The sequence below is a fragment of the Candidatus Limimorpha sp. genome (assembly GCF_056203535.1).
Map to the genome: position 1 here is coordinate 18,444 of NZ_JBADWU010000035.1, position 17,799 is coordinate 36,242.

General features: G+C 44.2%; 19 protein-coding genes. 7 read left to right on the top strand and 12 right to left on the bottom strand.

Annotated features, from left to right (window positions below; translation table 11 throughout):
- Positions 1-103: 103 nt before the first annotated feature.
- The 5 genes from AC06MN_RS03985 to AC06MN_RS04005 all read right to left on the bottom strand — a co-directional run bounded on the left by AC06MN_RS03985 (position 104) and on the right by AC06MN_RS04005 (position 5,202).
- Entirely contained in the window at positions 104-382 is a 279-nt protein-coding gene (locus AC06MN_RS03985) for an acylphosphatase (RefSeq protein WP_475671062.1), read from the bottom strand.
- Complete coding sequence (locus tag AC06MN_RS03990; protein WP_475671063.1) at positions 379-645, bottom strand: DUF493 family protein; 267 nt, start codon at positions 643-645, stop codon at positions 379-381. The genes AC06MN_RS03985 and AC06MN_RS03990 overlap by 4 nt, the downstream gene beginning before the upstream one ends.
- A 162-nt stretch (positions 646-807) precedes the next feature.
- Positions 808-2,130 carry an MATE family efflux transporter gene (locus AC06MN_RS03995; RefSeq protein ID WP_475671064.1) on the bottom strand — a complete coding sequence of 441 codons (1,323 nt, stop codon included), beginning with the start codon at positions 2,128-2,130 and terminating at the stop codon, positions 808-810.
- Between the two features lie 243 nt (positions 2,131-2,373).
- Entirely contained in the window at positions 2,374-4,101 is a 1,728-nt protein-coding gene (locus tag AC06MN_RS04000) for a C69 family dipeptidase (protein WP_475671065.1), read from the bottom strand.
- 348 nt (positions 4,102-4,449) lie between these two features.
- Positions 4,450-5,202 carry an ABC transporter ATP-binding protein gene (locus AC06MN_RS04005; protein WP_475671066.1) on the bottom strand — a complete coding sequence of 251 codons (753 nt, stop codon included), beginning with the start codon at positions 5,200-5,202 and terminating at the stop codon, positions 4,450-4,452.
- Between the two features lie 165 nt (positions 5,203-5,367).
- Between AC06MN_RS04005 and AC06MN_RS04010 the strand changes: the two genes are divergently transcribed.
- From AC06MN_RS04010 to AC06MN_RS04020, 3 genes are read left to right on the top strand one after another with little or no spacing between them, the layout of a single operon-like run.
- Complete coding sequence (locus AC06MN_RS04010) at positions 5,368-5,838, top strand: RNA polymerase sigma factor (protein ID WP_475671067.1); 471 nt, start codon at positions 5,368-5,370, stop codon at positions 5,836-5,838.
- On the top strand, positions 5,835-6,275 hold the full coding sequence (locus AC06MN_RS04015) for an anti-sigma factor (protein WP_475671068.1): 441 nt from the start codon (positions 5,835-5,837) through the stop codon (positions 6,273-6,275). The genes AC06MN_RS04010 and AC06MN_RS04015 overlap by 4 nt, the downstream gene beginning before the upstream one ends.
- Before the next feature lie 18 nt (positions 6,276-6,293).
- Positions 6,294-7,484, top strand: a complete 1,191-nt coding sequence (locus tag AC06MN_RS04020; RefSeq protein ID WP_475671069.1) for a hypothetical protein — start codon at positions 6,294-6,296, stop codon at positions 7,482-7,484.
- 60 nt (positions 7,485-7,544) lie between these two features.
- On the opposite strand, the gene AC06MN_RS04025 is transcribed toward AC06MN_RS04020, so the two are convergent.
- From AC06MN_RS04025 to AC06MN_RS04040, 4 genes are all read right to left on the bottom strand, one after another.
- Entirely contained in the window at positions 7,545-8,672 is a 1,128-nt protein-coding gene (locus tag AC06MN_RS04025; RefSeq protein WP_475671070.1) for a DNA cytosine methyltransferase, read from the bottom strand.
- Positions 8,669-9,292: an Eco29kI family restriction endonuclease gene (locus tag AC06MN_RS04030; RefSeq protein WP_475671071.1), complete on the bottom strand. Its 624-nt coding sequence runs from the start codon at positions 9,290-9,292 to the stop codon at positions 8,669-8,671. The genes AC06MN_RS04025 and AC06MN_RS04030 overlap by 4 nt, the downstream gene beginning before the upstream one ends.
- Before the next feature lie 102 nt (positions 9,293-9,394).
- A complete protein-coding gene (gene mltG, locus AC06MN_RS04035; RefSeq protein WP_475671072.1) occupies positions 9,395-10,474 on the bottom strand; it encodes an endolytic transglycosylase MltG in 1,080 nt (359 codons plus the stop codon).
- Positions 10,474-10,995, bottom strand: a complete 522-nt coding sequence (locus AC06MN_RS04040) for a GNAT family N-acetyltransferase (protein ID WP_475671073.1) — start codon at positions 10,993-10,995, stop codon at positions 10,474-10,476. Before AC06MN_RS04040 ends, mltG begins: the two co-directional genes overlap by 1 nt.
- Positions 10,996-11,170: 175 nt before the next feature.
- Here AC06MN_RS04040 and AC06MN_RS04045 point away from each other — a divergent pair, with 175 nt between their 5' ends.
- From AC06MN_RS04045 to AC06MN_RS04055, 3 genes are all read left to right on the top strand, one after another.
- Complete coding sequence (locus tag AC06MN_RS04045; protein WP_475671074.1) at positions 11,171-12,652, top strand: Do family serine endopeptidase; 1,482 nt, start codon at positions 11,171-11,173, stop codon at positions 12,650-12,652.
- Between the two features lie 335 nt (positions 12,653-12,987).
- Positions 12,988-13,854 (top strand): sigma-70 family RNA polymerase sigma factor, encoded by an 867-nt coding sequence (locus AC06MN_RS04050; protein WP_475671075.1) that lies wholly within the window; start codon positions 12,988-12,990, stop codon positions 13,852-13,854.
- A gap of 212 nt (positions 13,855-14,066) precedes the next feature.
- Positions 14,067-14,321: a hypothetical protein gene (locus tag AC06MN_RS04055; protein ID WP_475671076.1), complete on the top strand. Its 255-nt coding sequence runs from the start codon at positions 14,067-14,069 to the stop codon at positions 14,319-14,321.
- Between the two features lie 142 nt (positions 14,322-14,463).
- On the opposite strand, the gene recR is transcribed toward AC06MN_RS04055, so the two are convergent.
- Positions 14,464-15,072 (bottom strand): recombination mediator RecR, encoded by a 609-nt coding sequence (gene recR / locus AC06MN_RS04060; protein ID WP_475671077.1) that lies wholly within the window; start codon positions 15,070-15,072, stop codon positions 14,464-14,466.
- Positions 15,073-15,128: 56 nt separating this feature from the next.
- Here recR and AC06MN_RS04065 point away from each other — a divergent pair, with 56 nt between their 5' ends.
- On the top strand, positions 15,129-15,806 hold the full coding sequence (locus AC06MN_RS04065; protein ID WP_475671078.1) for a toxin-antitoxin system YwqK family antitoxin: 678 nt from the start codon (positions 15,129-15,131) through the stop codon (positions 15,804-15,806).
- Positions 15,807-16,027: 221 nt separating this feature from the next.
- On the opposite strand, the gene AC06MN_RS04070 is transcribed toward AC06MN_RS04065, so the two are convergent.
- Both AC06MN_RS04070 and AC06MN_RS04075 read right to left on the bottom strand, forming a co-directional pair.
- Entirely contained in the window at positions 16,028-16,441 is a 414-nt protein-coding gene (locus AC06MN_RS04070) for a tetratricopeptide repeat protein (RefSeq protein WP_475671079.1), read from the bottom strand.
- Positions 16,442-16,447: 6 nt separating this feature from the next.
- Positions 16,448-17,794, bottom strand: a complete 1,347-nt coding sequence (locus AC06MN_RS04075; protein ID WP_475671080.1) for a phosphomannomutase/phosphoglucomutase — start codon at positions 17,792-17,794, stop codon at positions 16,448-16,450.
- Positions 17,795-17,799 lie beyond the last annotated feature (5 nt).

The window sequence follows — 17,799 nt, forward strand, 5'->3', positions numbered from 1 at the left end:
TGCAAATATAGTTTTTTGAACTGTTGATTCGACAAATTGCCGAATTTTTTGCGTGTTTATTATAAAAATGTAGAGACGTATCGCACTACGTCTCAACTGTTTTTTATCGTATCTGTCTAAAATCCAAATATTTTCCGCTGACTTCCAGTGCTTCGATTTTCATGTTTGTGACGAGCGAGTATGGGGTGCCTTCGCCGCAAAGTATGCAGAAATGGTCCAAATCCTTTTCTTCGCCTTCGGCGATGATGTGGACGCTCTCGTCGGCCCAGTCGTTTTCCACATAGCCGACAATGTTGTTGGCGGTGGCATAGCGGTACACATAGCGCCGGAATCCGACGTTGAAGACGCGCCCGTAAATCCGTATTTCGTAGGCTTTGGTCATAGCGCGAATTTCAATCCTGGCACATCTTTCAGGGCGGCGTAGGTCTGTTCCATTTGCTCGCGGCTCTCGATGTCGATGTTGTAGGCGTAACTGAGGTAATTGCCTTTTGCACTGGCTCTCACGTTGACGAAACTGAAGACGACCTTGCATTGCGTGAAGACTTTGGCAATGTTTTTCTTGGTCTCTTCAGTTGGAATTTCTGCACTGACAATCAGCTTGATGTCGAAGTTTTGCGGATATTGTATTTCTTCTTTTTGTGTCATTGTGTTCAATTTTGCTGCAAAAATAATGATTTTTGGAAGTGGAAAGTGCTAAAGTGGAAAGTCGATAGTTTTAAATTGGAGAGTTTTTTTGCACTTTTTGAACAATTTTGAACCTTTTTCAATAACAATCCATCACCAAAACACCTGTAAACCGTCACCAATTTAAATTCCAATCGCTTTCTTCGACATAAGTGTCATGGAAACGCCGCGTGCCAGCATGAAAAGCAGAAAAGCACACCACAGGCCGTGATTGCCAAAGGCAGGCATGAGGAAATACCATGCAGGCAGAAAGACAAAAACGGAGGCGATAATCATCGTGTTGCGGATGGATCGCGCCGCCGTGGCACCAATGTAGATGCCGTCCCAAATGAAAGCTGCAAAAGTGATGACTGGTATGATAATCATGTAGATATGATAAGGCCGAGCCTGTTCGATGACTCCCGCTTGGTCGGAGATGAGGCTGATGAAAGTGTCAGGGAAGAGCCAATATAATAAGGTAAAAGGCAAACTCAAGCAAAGACCCCATGTGAGAAGAAACCTTACGGTCTTTTTTAGCTGAACCTTGTCTTTTGCACCCGTGAATTTGCCGACAAGCGCTTCGCCAGCGTAGGCAAAACCATCGGTGAAATAGGAAAAGATATAGAAAAACTGCATCAGTATCATGTTGACAGCCAGCATATCATCGCCCAATTTGGCGGATTGATTGGTGAAGAAAGCAATGCTTAAAATCAGGAGAATGCTGCGAATCATGAAATCGGTGTTGACCTTGAAAAAGCGTTTCAGTTTGTCGGCCTGCAGCAAAACTTCTTTCTTAATGGGAATCAGATATTTACTGTATTTGGCGAAAAGAAAAACGAGGGCCGTGGCCAAACCGCAATATTGCGCAACGACCGTACCCAAGGCAACGCCTCTTACGCCCATGCCTAATTTGCTGACGCAGAATACGCTTGCAGCAATATTCACCACGTTGATGAGGATGGCGATAATCATCGGAACGGTGGTGTTCTGCATCCCTATAAACCATCCGTTGAAAGCATAAAGGCAGAGTACAGCGGGGGCAGCCCAAATCCTCACATAGAAATAATCGGCGGTGTAGCGCAGCACGTCATCGCTGCCGTTAAGCAATTTCATGCTGATCCATTCAATCGGGTTTTGTAGGCTGAGTACTATGACGGTGGCAATCAGCGCGATGCAAAGCGAGCGGTAGAGCGAATAGGAAATTTCCTGCTGGTCGCCGGCACCGAGCGATTGCGCGGTGAAGCCTGTGGTTCCCGCACGCATGAAACTGAAAATGGAGTACATCACGCTGAAAATAGTGCCGCCCAAACCGATGGCACCGATGTAGGCTACGGAGTCCAAATGCCCCATGAGCATCATGTCGACCAGACCTAACAGCGGAACGGTTATGTTGCTGATAATGTTGGGAATGGCAAGTCGTAGGATGGAAATATTTAAAGTGTCTTTTGATTCGTTCCTGGTTTTCATCTGCTTTAATTAAGAATTATCGTTAGGTAAGTAGTCAAAATTAAATTGCAATATGAATTGGTTGTCGGTTTTCAGTTATCGGTTATCAGTTGTCGGTTATCAGTTGTCGGTTATCGGTTATCAGTTAGTAAATTGTACAAATATTCTAAGCGTCCAAATGTCTAAATGTTCAAATGTCCAAGCGTCTAAATGTCCATACGTCCAAATGTCTAAATGTCCAAACGTCCAAACCAAGAAAAACTCTTATTCCGGCCTGACAAATTGTTCTCCAGTCTCTTCCGAAACTCTTTTTCTCCACGAATCGGGATAACCCACTTGCTGTGGACGGGCAGGATAACCGTAGCCGTTGCGCTTGAATTCGCCGTTTTCTTCTTGCTTGACGTTGCTGTCTAAATATTTCACCAAGAGATAGTTGTCGAGTTCTTTCCAACGGGCGACGGTGTTGTGTCCGGCTTTGTTTGAAAAATCGGTGAGGTAGGCGATGGCTTTTTCGGGGCTTTCGGTGTAAAGGTTCAAAGCCTCGTTGTCGGCATAATTTGTCTGTTCCTGATAGGTGCTTTCCAATGCGTTTTGCACGGCTTGAATGTCGCCGATGACGCGATTATAAAAGAGGTACTTGAAATGTGCCAGACGGTTGAAGACCCAGAAAGCGGCATTGTCGCTGTAGGTCAGCATGTCGCCGTTGCCTTGGCGGTATTCAACCGGCACTTCGCTGATGGAACAGTAGAATGGCGTGTAGACCGTCGAGTTGGTGTCGTCGACGCCGAACCAGATGATGCCGCCTATGGCGTTTGGCAACCAGCTGCGGCACTGAGCCACAAACGAAAAACCGGTCTGTTGCGTGACGGTGGTGCGCTCGTGGAAATATTTCCCTTCTTCATATTCCCAATAAAGCGGTGTCCAACGGTAAGGCGAACCGAAAGGCTCTGCACCCACATCCTGACTTTTATCTAAGGGCGTGCCTTGCAGGTAATTACGTTGGAAAGCCATCATGTCGCTGAGGCTGATTTTGCGGTTCGGCTTGACGTACAACGGCATACGGCCATGGGTGAGGTCTTTGCCTGTGGCATAATCCCAATATTGTTCCATATCGTCGCAAACCGTATTGAACATGGCCCAAACGCGCAAATCGCAAATGCGGGCTGCCGAAAAATCGACGGGAGCGTAGGCTGCCGAGAAATCGAAATCCTGGTCTTTGCCGTTGAAATAGCCGTGTTTGCGTGCTACGTCAATGATGTCGTGCTTGTAAATGACTTCCACTTCGGGATTGTCGAGTTTCTTCCAATCCTTGTCGGTGATGCTGGTTTTGCCATTGCGCAAGGTGAAGTTCGTGATGCGAGCAGCGTTGGCATGACCTGAAACATAGCCGTCAGGGATGCGGATGGCAACCCAAACGGCGCCACGGTCGGCATTGATGGTGTCGCCACTTTTTGTGATTTGCTCGGTGTAGCCTTTGGGCATCATTTCCATGTACCAGACCTCGTTGGCATCGCAGATGGAAAACGATTCGCCGTCGCTGCCATAGCCGTATTCTTCAACGAGGTCGGCCATGATGCGGATGGCGTGGCGGGCCGAGGTGGCGCGTTCCAAGGCAATGAACATCAGACTGCCGTAATCGACGATGCCGCGCGGGTCCATGAGTTCTTCGCGGCCACCGAATGTGGTTTCGCCGAGAGCGACTTGATTTTCGTTTATATAACCCACAACTTGATAAGTATGAGCAGGTTGTGCAACAGAACCACGTGGCTTGTTGGTGCCACGGTCATAGCATACGCGCATACTGCCGGTCGGCCAATCAGCGGCTGGCGTGTAATATAATTCTCCGTAACGGATATGTGAATCAGCGCAATAGCTGATGAAGGTTGAACCGTCGACGGAAGCGCCTTTGGTGATGAGAAAGTTGGTGCAAGCCAACAGCGGCTGCACGGTTGCGATGATGGCCAAAGCCAAAATAAGTCTGATGTGTTTCATTATGATGTGATATTTCTTGCAAAGATAAATAAAATCCGATTGAGCAAGTAAGGTGTAATGCTGTAAATCTTTTTTTTAAATAAGCAATTGGTCAAAGTTAAACTGTTATGTAACCATTCATATTATTAAGGACACTGGATTTCGAGACTGCGAGGCCTCGGGATGCCGGAATGCCTCGTAATCTCGCATTCCCGCGACCCCGATGCCTCGTTTTCAATATGTAAACTAATTTTGCTCATCTACTTATAAGAATTGGTTTTCGGTTATCGGTAGAGATGCTTCTTACAGAACTTATCCAGTGTTTTTGCACAATTAACATATCCACACAAAAAGTCGCATGAAGCAAACTTACATGAAAGGGAATTCATTCTTGGCGATAATCGGCTTGAAGTAAGCGTCGATAAGTCCTTGTTCAACAAGCTGTTTCGGTGTTCCTTCTTTTAGTGGCATATCGTGGCCGACAATCCACATTTTGTCGCAATATCGCAACAATAAATCCAAGTCGTGCGAACTGAAAAGTATGGTCTTATTATGTTCGTGCGACAATTTTACCATCAGGTTGATGAGTTCTAATTTGCTTGGGTAATCGAGGAAGGCGGCTGGCTCGTCCATGAAAATGAGTGGCGTGTCTTGCACAATGGATTTGGCTATCATCACCTTCTGTTTTTCGCCATCGCTGAGTGATATGAAATTCCTATCAATCAGATGCTTGATTCCTACGGTTTGAAGTGCTTCTTTAATTATTTTTTTATCCGTTTCGCCGAGTCGCGCCATAAGCCCAAGTTGGGGATAACGCCCTGCTGCAACAATGTCTGCAACCTTCAGAAAGAGGTCGTCGGGCTTCTCGGTGAGTACTAAACTGAACAATGAGGCATGCTCCGTGGCAGCGTACTCATTAAGGTCTTTTCCAAAGAGCGTGATACGCCCCCTAACAGGTTTAATGCTGCCGCACAAAGTCTTGAACAGCGTTGTTTTGCCAGCGCCGTTTGGCCCCGCTAAGGCCACGATGTCGCCTTCATTAAGGCTCACATTAATGTCGGGCAACAATGGTTTTCCTTTGTAGCCTATGCTCAGGTTTTCTGTGTGAAGCACTTCTTTCATGGGTGCAAAAGTAAGGTTTTATTTCATAGTCTTTGCCCAAAATAAAAAAGAAGAAGATGAAGGTCATTTGTTGAGCTGGTCGAATGGTGAAAATTTGAGAAAAATTTTACTTTTGTGTCACAAAACGGCCTTCTCAATCGTCTTATAGGTGTAAAAACTTCCAAGATGGAATCCGAATTTGAAAAGACATATCGAAACTTTTACCCGAAACTGTTCAGGATTGCGGCAAAACTGTTGCAGGATTCTGAGGGTGCAAAGGATGTCGTGCAGGATGTCTTCACCGCATATTATCATGCGTTGCAAGGCAAAAAATCCATCAACGAGGTGGAAAAATGGTTAGTCAGAAGCACTATTAATAAAGGTGTGGACTACAGGCGTAAAAACGCGAGACTCATTGTTATGGAAAACATGCAGACGGATGAAAATAGTTTTGCAAATATTATTGAAAATCAAAACGATGTGTCTGAAATCCTGAATGTTGTGGAGCATCTTGGCGAAAAGGAAAAGACAATGATTGTGCTTTACAGCGAGGGTTATTCCTATAAGGAAATCGCCGAAATTACGGGTAGGAATTTCAATTCGGTGGGAAAAACCTTGTCGAGAATCATGGAAAAGATTAAAAAGCAATTGCAATGAAACATCTTGATAACATATTGATACAGAAATACATTGATGGCGAATTGGCGGAAAAGGAAAGTCGGGCCATCGAATTGCACCTTGCAGATTGTGCTTCGTGCAGGCGGAAAGTTGATGAGCAGCGTGCGCTTTCCGAAAAGGTGAAGCAATCGTTGGAAAAATCGGTTCCTGCCGATGTTGAGATTCCGCCATTCGGCATAAAAAAGGAAATGGTTTCAAAAGACAGAGCCATTCACATTGCCATTATTTCGTCCTTGTCGGCGGCTTGCGCGGTCGCGCTTTTGTTCCTGATCATCAGTTTTTTCAATTCGCGCACAAAACCGATTGAGCCGTTTTATGACTATTACACGATTGAGGAATATGATGCCAACAAGCCGTTTTCGGAACAGGAACTCGCTTTGTATGAGATAAAATCACAGATTCAAGAACAATTATAAACTAAATTATTAAACATCATGAAAAAGTTATTTTTGATTATTGCGCTGGCATTTATTGCCTTCCATTTCGCTGATGCACAAGAGATTAAACTTGTTGCTGACAAAACATACGGTGTCGGAAACGATTGGGACAAGGTTTTCGACAGTTACTATGACAAGTTAGATGACTGTTTCAAAATTGGATTGCGGAAGCGTCTCGTTATGTATGATGATGGGAAAGCCATTGTCAGCCATGCCACAAGAAACAGGTATTCGGTGTTCGATGCAAATGGTAAATTCCTGAAAGACATCGTTATACATTTCGCCGACAAGAACAAGAAGCCTTATAATATCCAGAGGATAGGTGGAAGAATTGGCAACCTGTTCTATACGGAAGCCAACAATATGGGCGATATTTATTTCTTCGATGACAACGGATTGATTGTCAAGGAATTGAAAATAAAATACCAGTCCTCGGAAATGCTGACTTTGGATGACAGCCACATTGCCATTTACGGCGGTTGCGTTTGGTCCAATAAATATCGTCATCTGGTGTCGATTCTTAATGTCAATACGGGCAAGGACAAGATTGTTTGTGATGCATTTGAAGATCATGTCAAACTGCTAAAAGACAGGGATTATTATGTCGTTGCGGAAAGTGTCAGAAGGGGACGGGCTGCTGATTTGCATATTGCAACAATCAACGGGCAACTTGTGGTTTCCACACCGATTGACGGCTTAATTCGTTTCTATGATTTTAATGGTAACAAGATTTCCGAAAAGAAAGTGGATTGGCAGCCGACGGTGTTGTCGGTGGAAGAGCAGATGAAAATGCAGAGAGAAAAGATAAAAAGTTCGAAAGAAGAGGCTGTGCAAAACAAATCTGAGATGGAGACTTCGTATTATGAGAAATTTATCCCGTTATGTGAAGAAGGCCTGAAGCATATCACCAAACCAATTGATATGGGCTATTTTACGATTGCCATTCAAGGTGTTCAGGATAATATTCTGTATTTTCTGAATCCTTCGGAATCGGGCAAAAACCAGTGCCGTGCCTATTCGGTGAGCGAAGGAAAAACGGTTGGGCAATACACCTTCACGAGCGATGAATACGACCTTGCCATTACCAAAAACCGCTTTGTGTTTTACAACGGTTATCTTTATGGTATTCAAGAGCTTAAAGATTATGAAGGAATGCCGTTGCGATTGGTGCGGTTTGTGGTGAAATGAGTGAACTGGAATAATCCATGTTGAAATTCAAGGGCGTCAGAAATGATGCCCTTTGTATTATTAGCATTGAATTTTGTCAAGTGCATTGAAAACAGAAGTGGCAACTATACGTCCTAATTCAACGGGAACTGCATTGCCCAATTGCCGCATGGCTTCTGTCCAAGCTCCAGTGATTTGGTAGTCATCGGGAAAAGTCTGTATTCTTTTTGCTTCGGCGATAGAATAGTATCTAACGCTTCCATCCTCGAATCGAATCATGTTTTCTCCGCCTGGCACGCCGTGAGATCCAGCTTTGATGGTCTTTGATGGAGCATCAATATTGCTTCCCGTATGTCCCACATATTCTTTAGCTCCTGTCCGCAAAATATGATCACCGTTATTGTCAGGTTCCCCAAGGCCCATTAAAGCATCCCTTATGGTTTTCCATGGTAACAGTTCGGGTTGCCAAAAACCGTATTTGTTAATTAAAGATTGTTTTATTTCAAACGTATGTTGCTTGGGGAAATAATTTGGAATGCCGTGCTTTTGCCAGTATTCTTCAGTGACAAACATGTCCCATAATAATGAATCTTCGCAATGTGTGGGATGGGGAAACTTCCAATTGACATTCAAGTCATTCCGAAAACCAACAATGATTACTCTTTCTCGTTTTTGTGGAATGCCATAATCCGCTGCGTTTACGAGCTGATAAGTCACATCATATTTTAGTCCATGATATGAGTTGTTTTCATGAATTTGTTCCAATAAATGCAGGTTTTCTTGCCAATTTCGGGAAGTAAGGCTTGTTCCCGGATATGTAAGTTGCAAGATAATGAATTTAAAATATTCTGCGAAAGACTCCCTGAGCAGTCCTTTGACATTTTCAAAAATGAAAGCCTTTGGCATTAAGGTGCGGATTGCTTCAATGGCAGGTGGAAACATATCCCTTTCGTCATTATTGCCTTTTGCCTTTCCTCCAAGAGAGAAAGGTTGGCATGGAGGACCTCCGGCAATGACATCAACATCGTGGTAATTTTCAAAAGGGAAAGTCCTAATATCACCTTCAAACACACAGTCTTCATTGAAATTTGCGCGTAAAGACTTGCAGGCATCAGAATTCCATTCAATGAATGCCAGGTGATTTACACCAGCTATTTCCAATCCTTTTGCCAATCCGCCGGCTCCAGAAAAAATCTCAATGCTGTTCATTTGTGGGTTTCAAAGTATAGTTTTACTTTTGTTTCTACTTCATTTAAAGTTGAGCATTCTCCTAAACATTTATCTGCCCAATTACGACCTGGATGTAAAACATCCCAATCGGACTTTGCTTGATTGAATCTACCTTTTCCCGGAGTGTGATTGCCAAAACCATCAATTGTATGGTTCCAAATTGGTTCATAATATCTAATCAAAGCGGCTTCAACAGTACCTATCATGTCAGATGCGGCATCTTCTAAAATCATAAATCTGCATCTGAAATCTTCAATTGAAAGGTTTTGCGTGTCGCAAATGCTTCTATAATGATCTTTTAAGCGATGAAATAGCTCGTTGGATGCCTTGCTTGTTCTCGCTTGTCTCCAGCCTCTTGGAACTGCTTTCCCAACATAAATAGGTTGACTGAAACTTGTCCTGTTTTGATTGTAAAGTCCCTCATAATAAGGACTTTTTCCAATGTAATATAACGCATAAACGCCTGCTCCGATAAAATTTTTCGGGGGAGGCAAAAAATGTACAGGTGTACCGTTAAAGAACCGAATTGTGTCTTTAATAATCTCAGCAAACGCATCTGAATGAAAAACGTGTTTCGATCTGTCGAAGGTATTCTGCATACTTTATTAGGATTTTTTCGATTGTACAAAAGTATAAATATTTATCAAATTGTCAGATATTTTGTTTTTCTTTTTCCCATGTTTGGACAGACAGTGAAATAACTATTTTATTCCTCTCTGGTTCAGTGCGTTCTGGTATTTTACCGCATTGCGATTGTGTTCGGTCAAAGTCTTTGCGAAATTGTGATAGCCCGAAAAATCCTCTTTTGCGCAGAAATAGAAATAGTTGTGCTTTTCGGCGTTCAGCACGGCTTTGACTGCAGCAACGGAAGGAATGCAGATTGGACCGGGTGGCAGGCCTATATATTTATAGGTGTTGTATGGCGATTCTATTTCCTTGTGGACATTCAGCACACGCTTGATGCTGAAATCGCCGATGGCAAAAATCAGTGTCGGGTCGGCTTGCAGCAGCCAGTTGCTGTGCAGACGGTTCAGGTAGACGCCCGCAATGCGTGGCATTTCGTCGGTCTTGTTGGTTTCCTTGTCGACAATGGAGGCCAAAATGCTGACCTGAACAGGGGAGAGGCCTTGCTGTTTTGCGGCTTTTTTGCGTTCTTCGTTCCAGAACTTGTTGTATTCCTGCAACATGCGTGAAACGAATGATTCGGCATCAGTGTTCCAGTAAAACTCGTAAGTGTCGGGCAAAAACAGAGTTGGCAATGTGTATTCATTGAAACCTATTTGCTTGACGTACTCTGAGTTATGTAATAAATTTGAAATGGAAGCTGAATCGGCTTCAAGCTGTTTGCCGATTTTGCCAGCCAGCATATCCACGTTGCGCATGTAATTAAAGGTGACGTTGACAGGCGACTGCCAACCGCCGCGCAACATATTGGTGAGCTGGTTGTTGCTCATTCCTTGACGCACGATGTAACGACCCGGTTTAATGTTCTCTGGATATTTTTTTCTGTTAGCGACCCAACGGAAACTGTTTTCGCGTGCCAGAAGTCCTTGGCTGTTAAGCGTATCCATCACGGCATCGAAATCGGAACCTGTGGGAATATAGATTACGGCTTCCTCTTTTTCGCCAATATTTACGTTAGGTGAAAGCAAGGTCCGGTAAAACCAATATCCGAATGCTATACCGAAAATGAACAAAATACCAATGAATAACAGAATGATATTGCGCGTTTTATGACCTTTTGACTTGGTCTTGCTTTTTGTGGATTTTTCTTTTGCCATTATGCGTGTTTTGGATTTATGAGTTGAAATAAATATTCATCGATGAAGCCGTCGGGTGTTTTGAGCCATTGTTTTCGGCAGCCGCAAAGCTCGAAACCGAGGCTTTTGAAAAGATGCTGGCTTTCTTCGTTCAATGCATCGACTGAACAATGCACTTGCTTGAGCATTAGATTGTTGAATAGGTAATCAACGAGCAAAGAGATGGCGTCTTTTGCGTAGCCGTTTTTTCGGAAATTGCTGTCGATAAGGATGCCGATTCCTGCTCTTTCGTTGATGGCATCGTAATCGAAAATGTCGATGCAACCGATGTCAGTTTTGCCTTGACAAATCACCAGACGGAGTTGCTGTTGCGAGAATAAGTCATTGCTATTCAGCAGAAACTGCTCGATTTGAAAGTGCGTATAAGGCACAAATGTCCCGCTGACACGCCAAATGTTGCGGTCGTTTTCCCAAGCATAGATTTGGGCAGCATCCTCAGGTTCGGCGCTTCGAAGTGCTATCCTGTCAGTTTCGATGAACATAAATGACTTTTATCGGTTTATCGTACAACAATCTGTCAGTTTTTCATGCAGTTACGTCTCTTGGCATGTTATTTGATATGCCCTTTGAACGAAAAACCGACAAAATTACAATTTTCGGTGCAATAAAAGAGAAAAAATCGCATTAATAGGGAAACCAATCAAAAAATCAGATACTATGTTTAACGTGAAAAATGAATTTTCGGCTACCATGAAGGTGGCTTTGATTGCTGTCGGAATGATGATGGCAACATCTTGCAATTCAACCCAACCCGTGAATGAAGAGACCAATGAGGACCAACAGGCCATGCAGGTTGAACAGGTTCAGCCTCAGGTACATAGGGCGGCTTTCATACCGACTGAAGGCACGCCTGATTTCGTTACGGCTGCTGAAAAAAGTTTGAATGCCGTTGTTCACATTAAGACGAAAATCGAGAAACAGACAACGACATACAACGACTTTTTCGGTGCTTTGCTGCAACAATTTTACGGTATGCCGGGGCAAACGAGAAAGCAATATTTGGAGGCATACGGCTCTGGTGTCGTGCTTTCGCCTGATGGCTACATCGTGACCAATAATCACGTTGTGGAAGGTGCTGCCGAACTCACCGTTACCTTTAATAATAAGACCGAGCGTAAGGCAACCATCGTTGGTACCGACCCGACAACCGACTTGGCTTTGATTAAAGTCGATGCGCAAGACCTTGAATATCTTGTGTTTGGCGATTCCGATAAGGTCAGGGTAGGCGAGTGGGTGCTGGCCGTCGGCAATCCTTTCCGCTTGAATTCCACCGTTACGGCGGGCATCGTCAGTGCCAAGGCACGCGACCTTAGCATTTTGGGCGAAGGCACTAATGTCGATACTTTCATTCAGACCGATGCCGCCGTCAATCCCGGAAACAGTGGTGGCGCTTTGGTGAATACCAATGGGGAATTGATAGGCATTAATGCAGCAATTGCTTCACATACAGGTTCGTATGAAGGCTATTCGTTTGCCATTCCTTCCAATATCGTGCGCAAAGTCGTTGATGACTTATTGATGTACGGCGAAACGCAACGTGCCTATTTGGGCATCCAAATGGCTGAAATCACGGCAGAACTGGCCGACAAATTCGGTCTCGATGAGATGCAGGGCGTGTATGTCGCCGAAGTCACCAATGGCGGTGCAGCGGCTCAGGCTGGCATCAAGAAGGGCGATGTCATCACGGCCATCAATGGCAACAAGGTGAATACGGGTGCCCAACTGCTCGAAAACATCCGCCAATATCGCCCAGGTGACAAGGTGAATGTTGATGTCCGTCGCAATGGCAGCCAGCACAATTATGAAATCACATTGCTCAACGAAATGGGTTCGTTGGACCTTGTGAAGAAAGGCGAGAGTTTCTATGCCTCTGACCTTGGTCTGATGCTGCAACCTGTCAATCAGGAGGATAAGGCTAAACTCAACATCAAGAACGGACTGAAGATTGTGGAAATCCGCCAGGGACGTTTCTATGGTTCAGGCATCAACGAGGGCTTCGTTATTACGGCAGTCAACGGACAAAATGTCAATTCGAAGGCTGATTTGGATAAGGCTTTTGCCAACAACCGCTCGTCGCGCGTCCACATGGAAGGCGTCTATCCGAATGGCATGAAGGTCAATTTCGAATATTACGAGTAGAGACGTAGCGTGCTACGTCTACACATAAAAAGATAATCTGTGAAAGATTTAGGTGTGGCGTAATATATTGAAAATATGATTATTGTGATGTAGAGACGCTTTGACGCGTCTTTACATCCAATGATTTGATGAAATTCGTATTTTATTTAATGAGACGTAGCACGCTACGTCTCTACGTTCAGATATGAATTGAAAAATTTGGAACGGTTTTTGTTGTAAAACTATATTTGTCACGTCAGACCAAAACGTGGCAGAACCCGTAAACCGAAAACTAAAATGATTGAAAATCAATTGATAGGAATTGAATAGTTAAACAATAATAAGATTAGAAAGAAATGAGACAGTTAAAGATTTCTAAGTCCATTACAAGCCGCAATCAGGGTACCTTGGACAAGTACCTGTCCGACATTGCGAAGGAGCCGCTGATCACTGCCGAAGAGGAAGTGGCTTTGGCTCAGCGTATCCGTGAAGGCGATCAAATCGCATTGGAACGTTTGGTGAATGCCAACCTGCGTTTCGTGGTTTCAGTTGCAAAACAATATCAGAATCAGGGAATTAGCTTGCAAGACCTTATCAATGAAGGCAATATCGGTTTGGTGAAGGCCGCCCAGCGTTTCGATGAAACCCGTGGTTTCAAGTTTATTTCCTACGCCGTATGGTGGATTCGCCAAAGCATTTTGCAGGCCGTCGCCGAGCAGTCGCGCATCGTGCGTCTGCCGCTGAATCAGGTGGGAGCCATTAATCGTGTGAAGAAAGCTATCAACGTGCTTGAACATCGTTTGCAGCGTAAACCGACCGTTGAGGAAATCGCAGAAGAGACCGACCTGACACCCGAAAAGGTGCAGGCCATTCTCTCAAACAACACCCAGACCATTTCGACCGATGCGCCAATTGATGAGGACGGCGAGACTAATTTCCTTGACCTTTTCATCGACCAAAACGACACGCCGACCGATGCCTCGGTGGAGCGTGAACTGAACGAGAAGACCGTGCGCAAGTCGCTGGATGTGCTTTCGGAAAAGGAACAGCAGGTTTTGAGGATGTATTTCGGCATCGGAATGCCGCGCGAATACACTTTGGAGGAAATCGCTTTCAAGATGGACATTTCGCGTGAACGCACCCGCCAAATCCGCGACCGCGCCTTGAAACGTCTGAGGACGGAGCCGAATTCTCCGCTTTTCAAAATGTTTATGAATCAGTGAATTGAATGAATGTTTTTTTGAATGAAACCGACTGCCAATTATTTGGCGGTCGGTTTTATCGTTTTATGATTTCGGTGATTTTTACCATAAGGCAGTCCGAAAACAAAATTCAAAGATACTTTCATAAAACATCATGTTTAATAACAATTTCATGTTTTTCTTGCATTTATGAATTAAAATGTCTTATTTCGTGGCCTAATACCGACCGCGATATGGAAAACAAAAAACGAAATGGCAAGCACAGGCGCAGAACCCACAAGTATCACGCCATTACTTTCAAATTGACTTCAGGGCAATACCGTTCCTTGCGCAATTATTGCAAAGCGCGAAAGACTACACCTATCAAGTTGATTAAGAAAAATATATCGCGTTTTATCACCGCCTACGAATACGAAGTGCCCGCTGAACTTTACCTGACGGAAAACCAGCTGAACCTGTTTGAGGAATTTGATGAAAGTGAGGAGTGAGGAATTAGGAGTTAGGAGTTAGGAATGAGTAGTTAGGAGTATTTTGCAGGTATTTTTTATTTTGAACCCAAAAACTTCTTTCACTTTTCCACTTTAACGTTTTCCGTTTTAACTCTTTCCACTTTAAACCTTTCCGCTTCCATCACTTCGAAAACAAAGTCCTATTTTGAATCGAGCGACCTAAAGTAACTTCATCGACGTATTCCAAAGCATCGCCGACGGCAATACCTTTTGAAATGACCGATATTTTTCCTTGAAAATCATCTAACTGTCTGAAAATATAGAAATTCGTCGTGTCGCCTTCAATAGTGGCTGGCAGTGCGAGTATGATTTCCTTGATGTCTTCCTTATGCGTGCGTTCCACAAGTTGCGCAATCTTTAAATCGTTAGGCCCAATACCGTCAATCGGGCTGATGACGCCGCCTAAAACATGATAAAGTCCGTTGAACGATGCTGTTCTTTCGATGGCCAGCACATCGCGCATATCGGCCACAACACAAAGCGTGTTTTCATCGCGGCGGGGATTGGAACAAATGGAGCATATTTTCGTGTCGCTGATATTATGACAACGCTCGCAAAGCATGATATTGTGCTTCATTTTCAGCAGTGAATCAGCGAGTTGCTCGGTCTCAATTGCATCTTCGCTCAAGAGGTGCAAGGCAAGACGCAAGGCGGTCTTTTTGCCAATGCCAGGCAGCTTCGACAGCGACTCCACCGCATTTTCCAATAATATTGATGAGTATTCTGCCATAATATTTGCTGCAAATTTACGTTATTTTTCTAAATTTGCACCCTAATTATTTTGATATGAAGAGACTTGTTTTATTCGTTTTTGGGCTTTTGCTTCTTGCAAGTCCGTGTTTTTCACAAGATTATAACAAGACCGATGCCAAAGGCCGTCGCCAAGGCAAATGGTGCGATTTCTATCCGAATGGTCAGAAACGCTACGAAGGTCAGTTTAAGAATGATAAATGCACGGGTGAATTTCGCTATTACGACGAACAGGGCAACCTGAAAGCGACAAATAAATTCGACAAGTCGGGCGAGAAGGCTCAGAATCAGACTTTTGCACCGAATGGAAAAGTGATTGCCATGGGCGTTTACATTAACCAGAAAAAGGAAGGCGAGTGGCGTTATTTCGACAAGACTACTGGAAGACTGGTTTTGGTCGAGGACAATAAGGATGGCAAAGTTGATGGCTGGTCGCGTGTCTATAATCCTGATACGGAACGTGTTGCCGAAGAAGCGCAATATGTCGGTGGTTTGCGTGAAGGCGTTTGCCGCCAATACTTCGATTCGGGTTATCTGATGATGGAATGTCAGTTCCACGACAATCAAATGAACGGTCCTGCCAAAACATATTTTCCCAATACGGCCTTGAAAGAGGAAGGCAGTTATGTCAACGGCCAAAAGTCAGGCCAATGGAAGACCTACAATGAAGACGGCGATTTGATTGTGGTTGAGACGTTTGGGGGAGAAGAGTGATAAGTAAGTAGTCAAAATTAAACTGCAAAATAAATTGGTTGTCGGTTATCAGTTGTCGGTTATCTGTTATCAGTTATCAGTCAGTAAATTGTACAAATACTCAAAAAGTCTAAAAGTCCAAATGTCTAAAAGTCCAAATGACCAAACCTCTAAGAGTCCGATTAACCCATAACCCTAAATTCCAGATGTAAACTAAATTTGAACAAGCACTTAATATTTCCTCAATCCGGGCAATACTTAATCAAATCGTGAAGGTTTGGGCGACCGTATTTTTCTGCCATTTTGTAGTAGTAGCACGACATGTCGGTATCGTGCATGACGCTGTAGGTTCTGCCTAAAGTGAAGTAGGCATCGGCATAATCGGGCTTGATTTCGATGGCTTTCTCAAAATCGCCAATGGCTTCACGGTAATTACCTTCATTGAATTTAGCGCAACCACGGTAATAATACAATTCAGGATTGGTCTTGTCGTATTTTATAGCTTTCGTGAAGCATTTTTCTGCCTCAGCAAAGTCACCTTTTCGCATCATCAGGCTAACGCCTTCGTCGTAATAATTGCGTGATTTCTCAATATTGTTGCAACCAGTAATTGCAAGTCCAAAAATAGCTAAGACAATGAATGTCAGTTTTTTCATAATTAATTATTTTGATATTGATTCTACAATTGTTTTCACTGTTTCGCAAACATCCTTCAGCTTGTCGGGACTTTTGGCCTCGGCCAGAAAACGCAGGTAAGGTTCGGTGTTCGATGGCCTGATGTTGAGCCACCAGTCAGGATAATCCAAGCGGTAGCCGTCGAAGTCAAGGAAACGCTCTGGGTATTTCATCTGCATGAAATGGTCACAGACGGCATCCATTGCTTTTTGCTTTTCCTTAATCTTGAAATTGATTTCACCGGAATTGGAATAAGATGAAATCTCACTGACGATTTGGCTCATCGTTTTGCCTTGCCGCTTGCATTGACTCAAAAGGCGCAGCACGATGGAAGCCGCTAACAAAGCGGAATCGGAATAATAGAAGTCGCGGAAATAATAATGTCCGGCCAATTCGCCGCCGTAAACGCCGTCTAATTCGCGGAGCTTTAAGGCTGCGTAGGCACGTCCGACACGCCATGTCACGACTTCGGCCTGATAGCGGTCGAGATATTCCTGAATGGCGCGCGAACTTCTAATATCTTGCAATACGATGCCTTTCTGATGTTGCTCGCCGATGAAATAATCGCCTAAAAAAGCAATCATCAAGTCGGGAGAAATGAAATTTCCTTTTTCATCGATGAAAGTGATGCGGTCGGCATCGCCATCGAAAAGCAGACCGATGTCGCATTTCTCTTTCAGCACCAAGTCCTTGATTTGTTGTTGGTTTTCAGCTTCCAATGGGTTGGGTTCGTGATTCGGGAAATTGCCGTCCATGTTGTCGTTGAGGTAATGGCAGGAACCGAAAAGCTCGTGGACAAACAGCGAAGCCATGCCGTTGCTGCAATCAATAGCAATGTTCAGATTGCTCGTGTCACCCGAAAACTGTTTCTGGAAATCCAAATATTCCGGCTTGACATCGATGTGACGGATGCTTCCTTTTTCATCAACAGGAATGCACTTTTCGTCGCTTTCGACCAAGGCCTCCAATTTTTTAAGCCCCGTGTCGTAGCCGACCGGCAGTGCATTTGCAGCGGAAATCTTCAGTCCGTTGTGGTTTTTCGGATTGTGGGAAGCCGTTATCTGAATGGAGGCTTCGTAACCGAATTTTGCCGTTGACCAGTAGACGAGTGGGGTAGTGGCCAGACCGATGTCGTCGACGTTGCAGCCGCTGTCGGTGATGCCGCGCGTCAAAGCCTCAAATAGCGTATCGGACGAAAGGCGTATGTCGCGACCGACTAAAAAAGTCTTCGCGTCAAGCACCTTGTGAATGAAATATCCGATTCTATAGGCAGTCGTCTCGTTGAGGTCGACGCCCCATTCGCCGCGTATGTCGTAGGCTTTGAATGCTTTCATTTTCA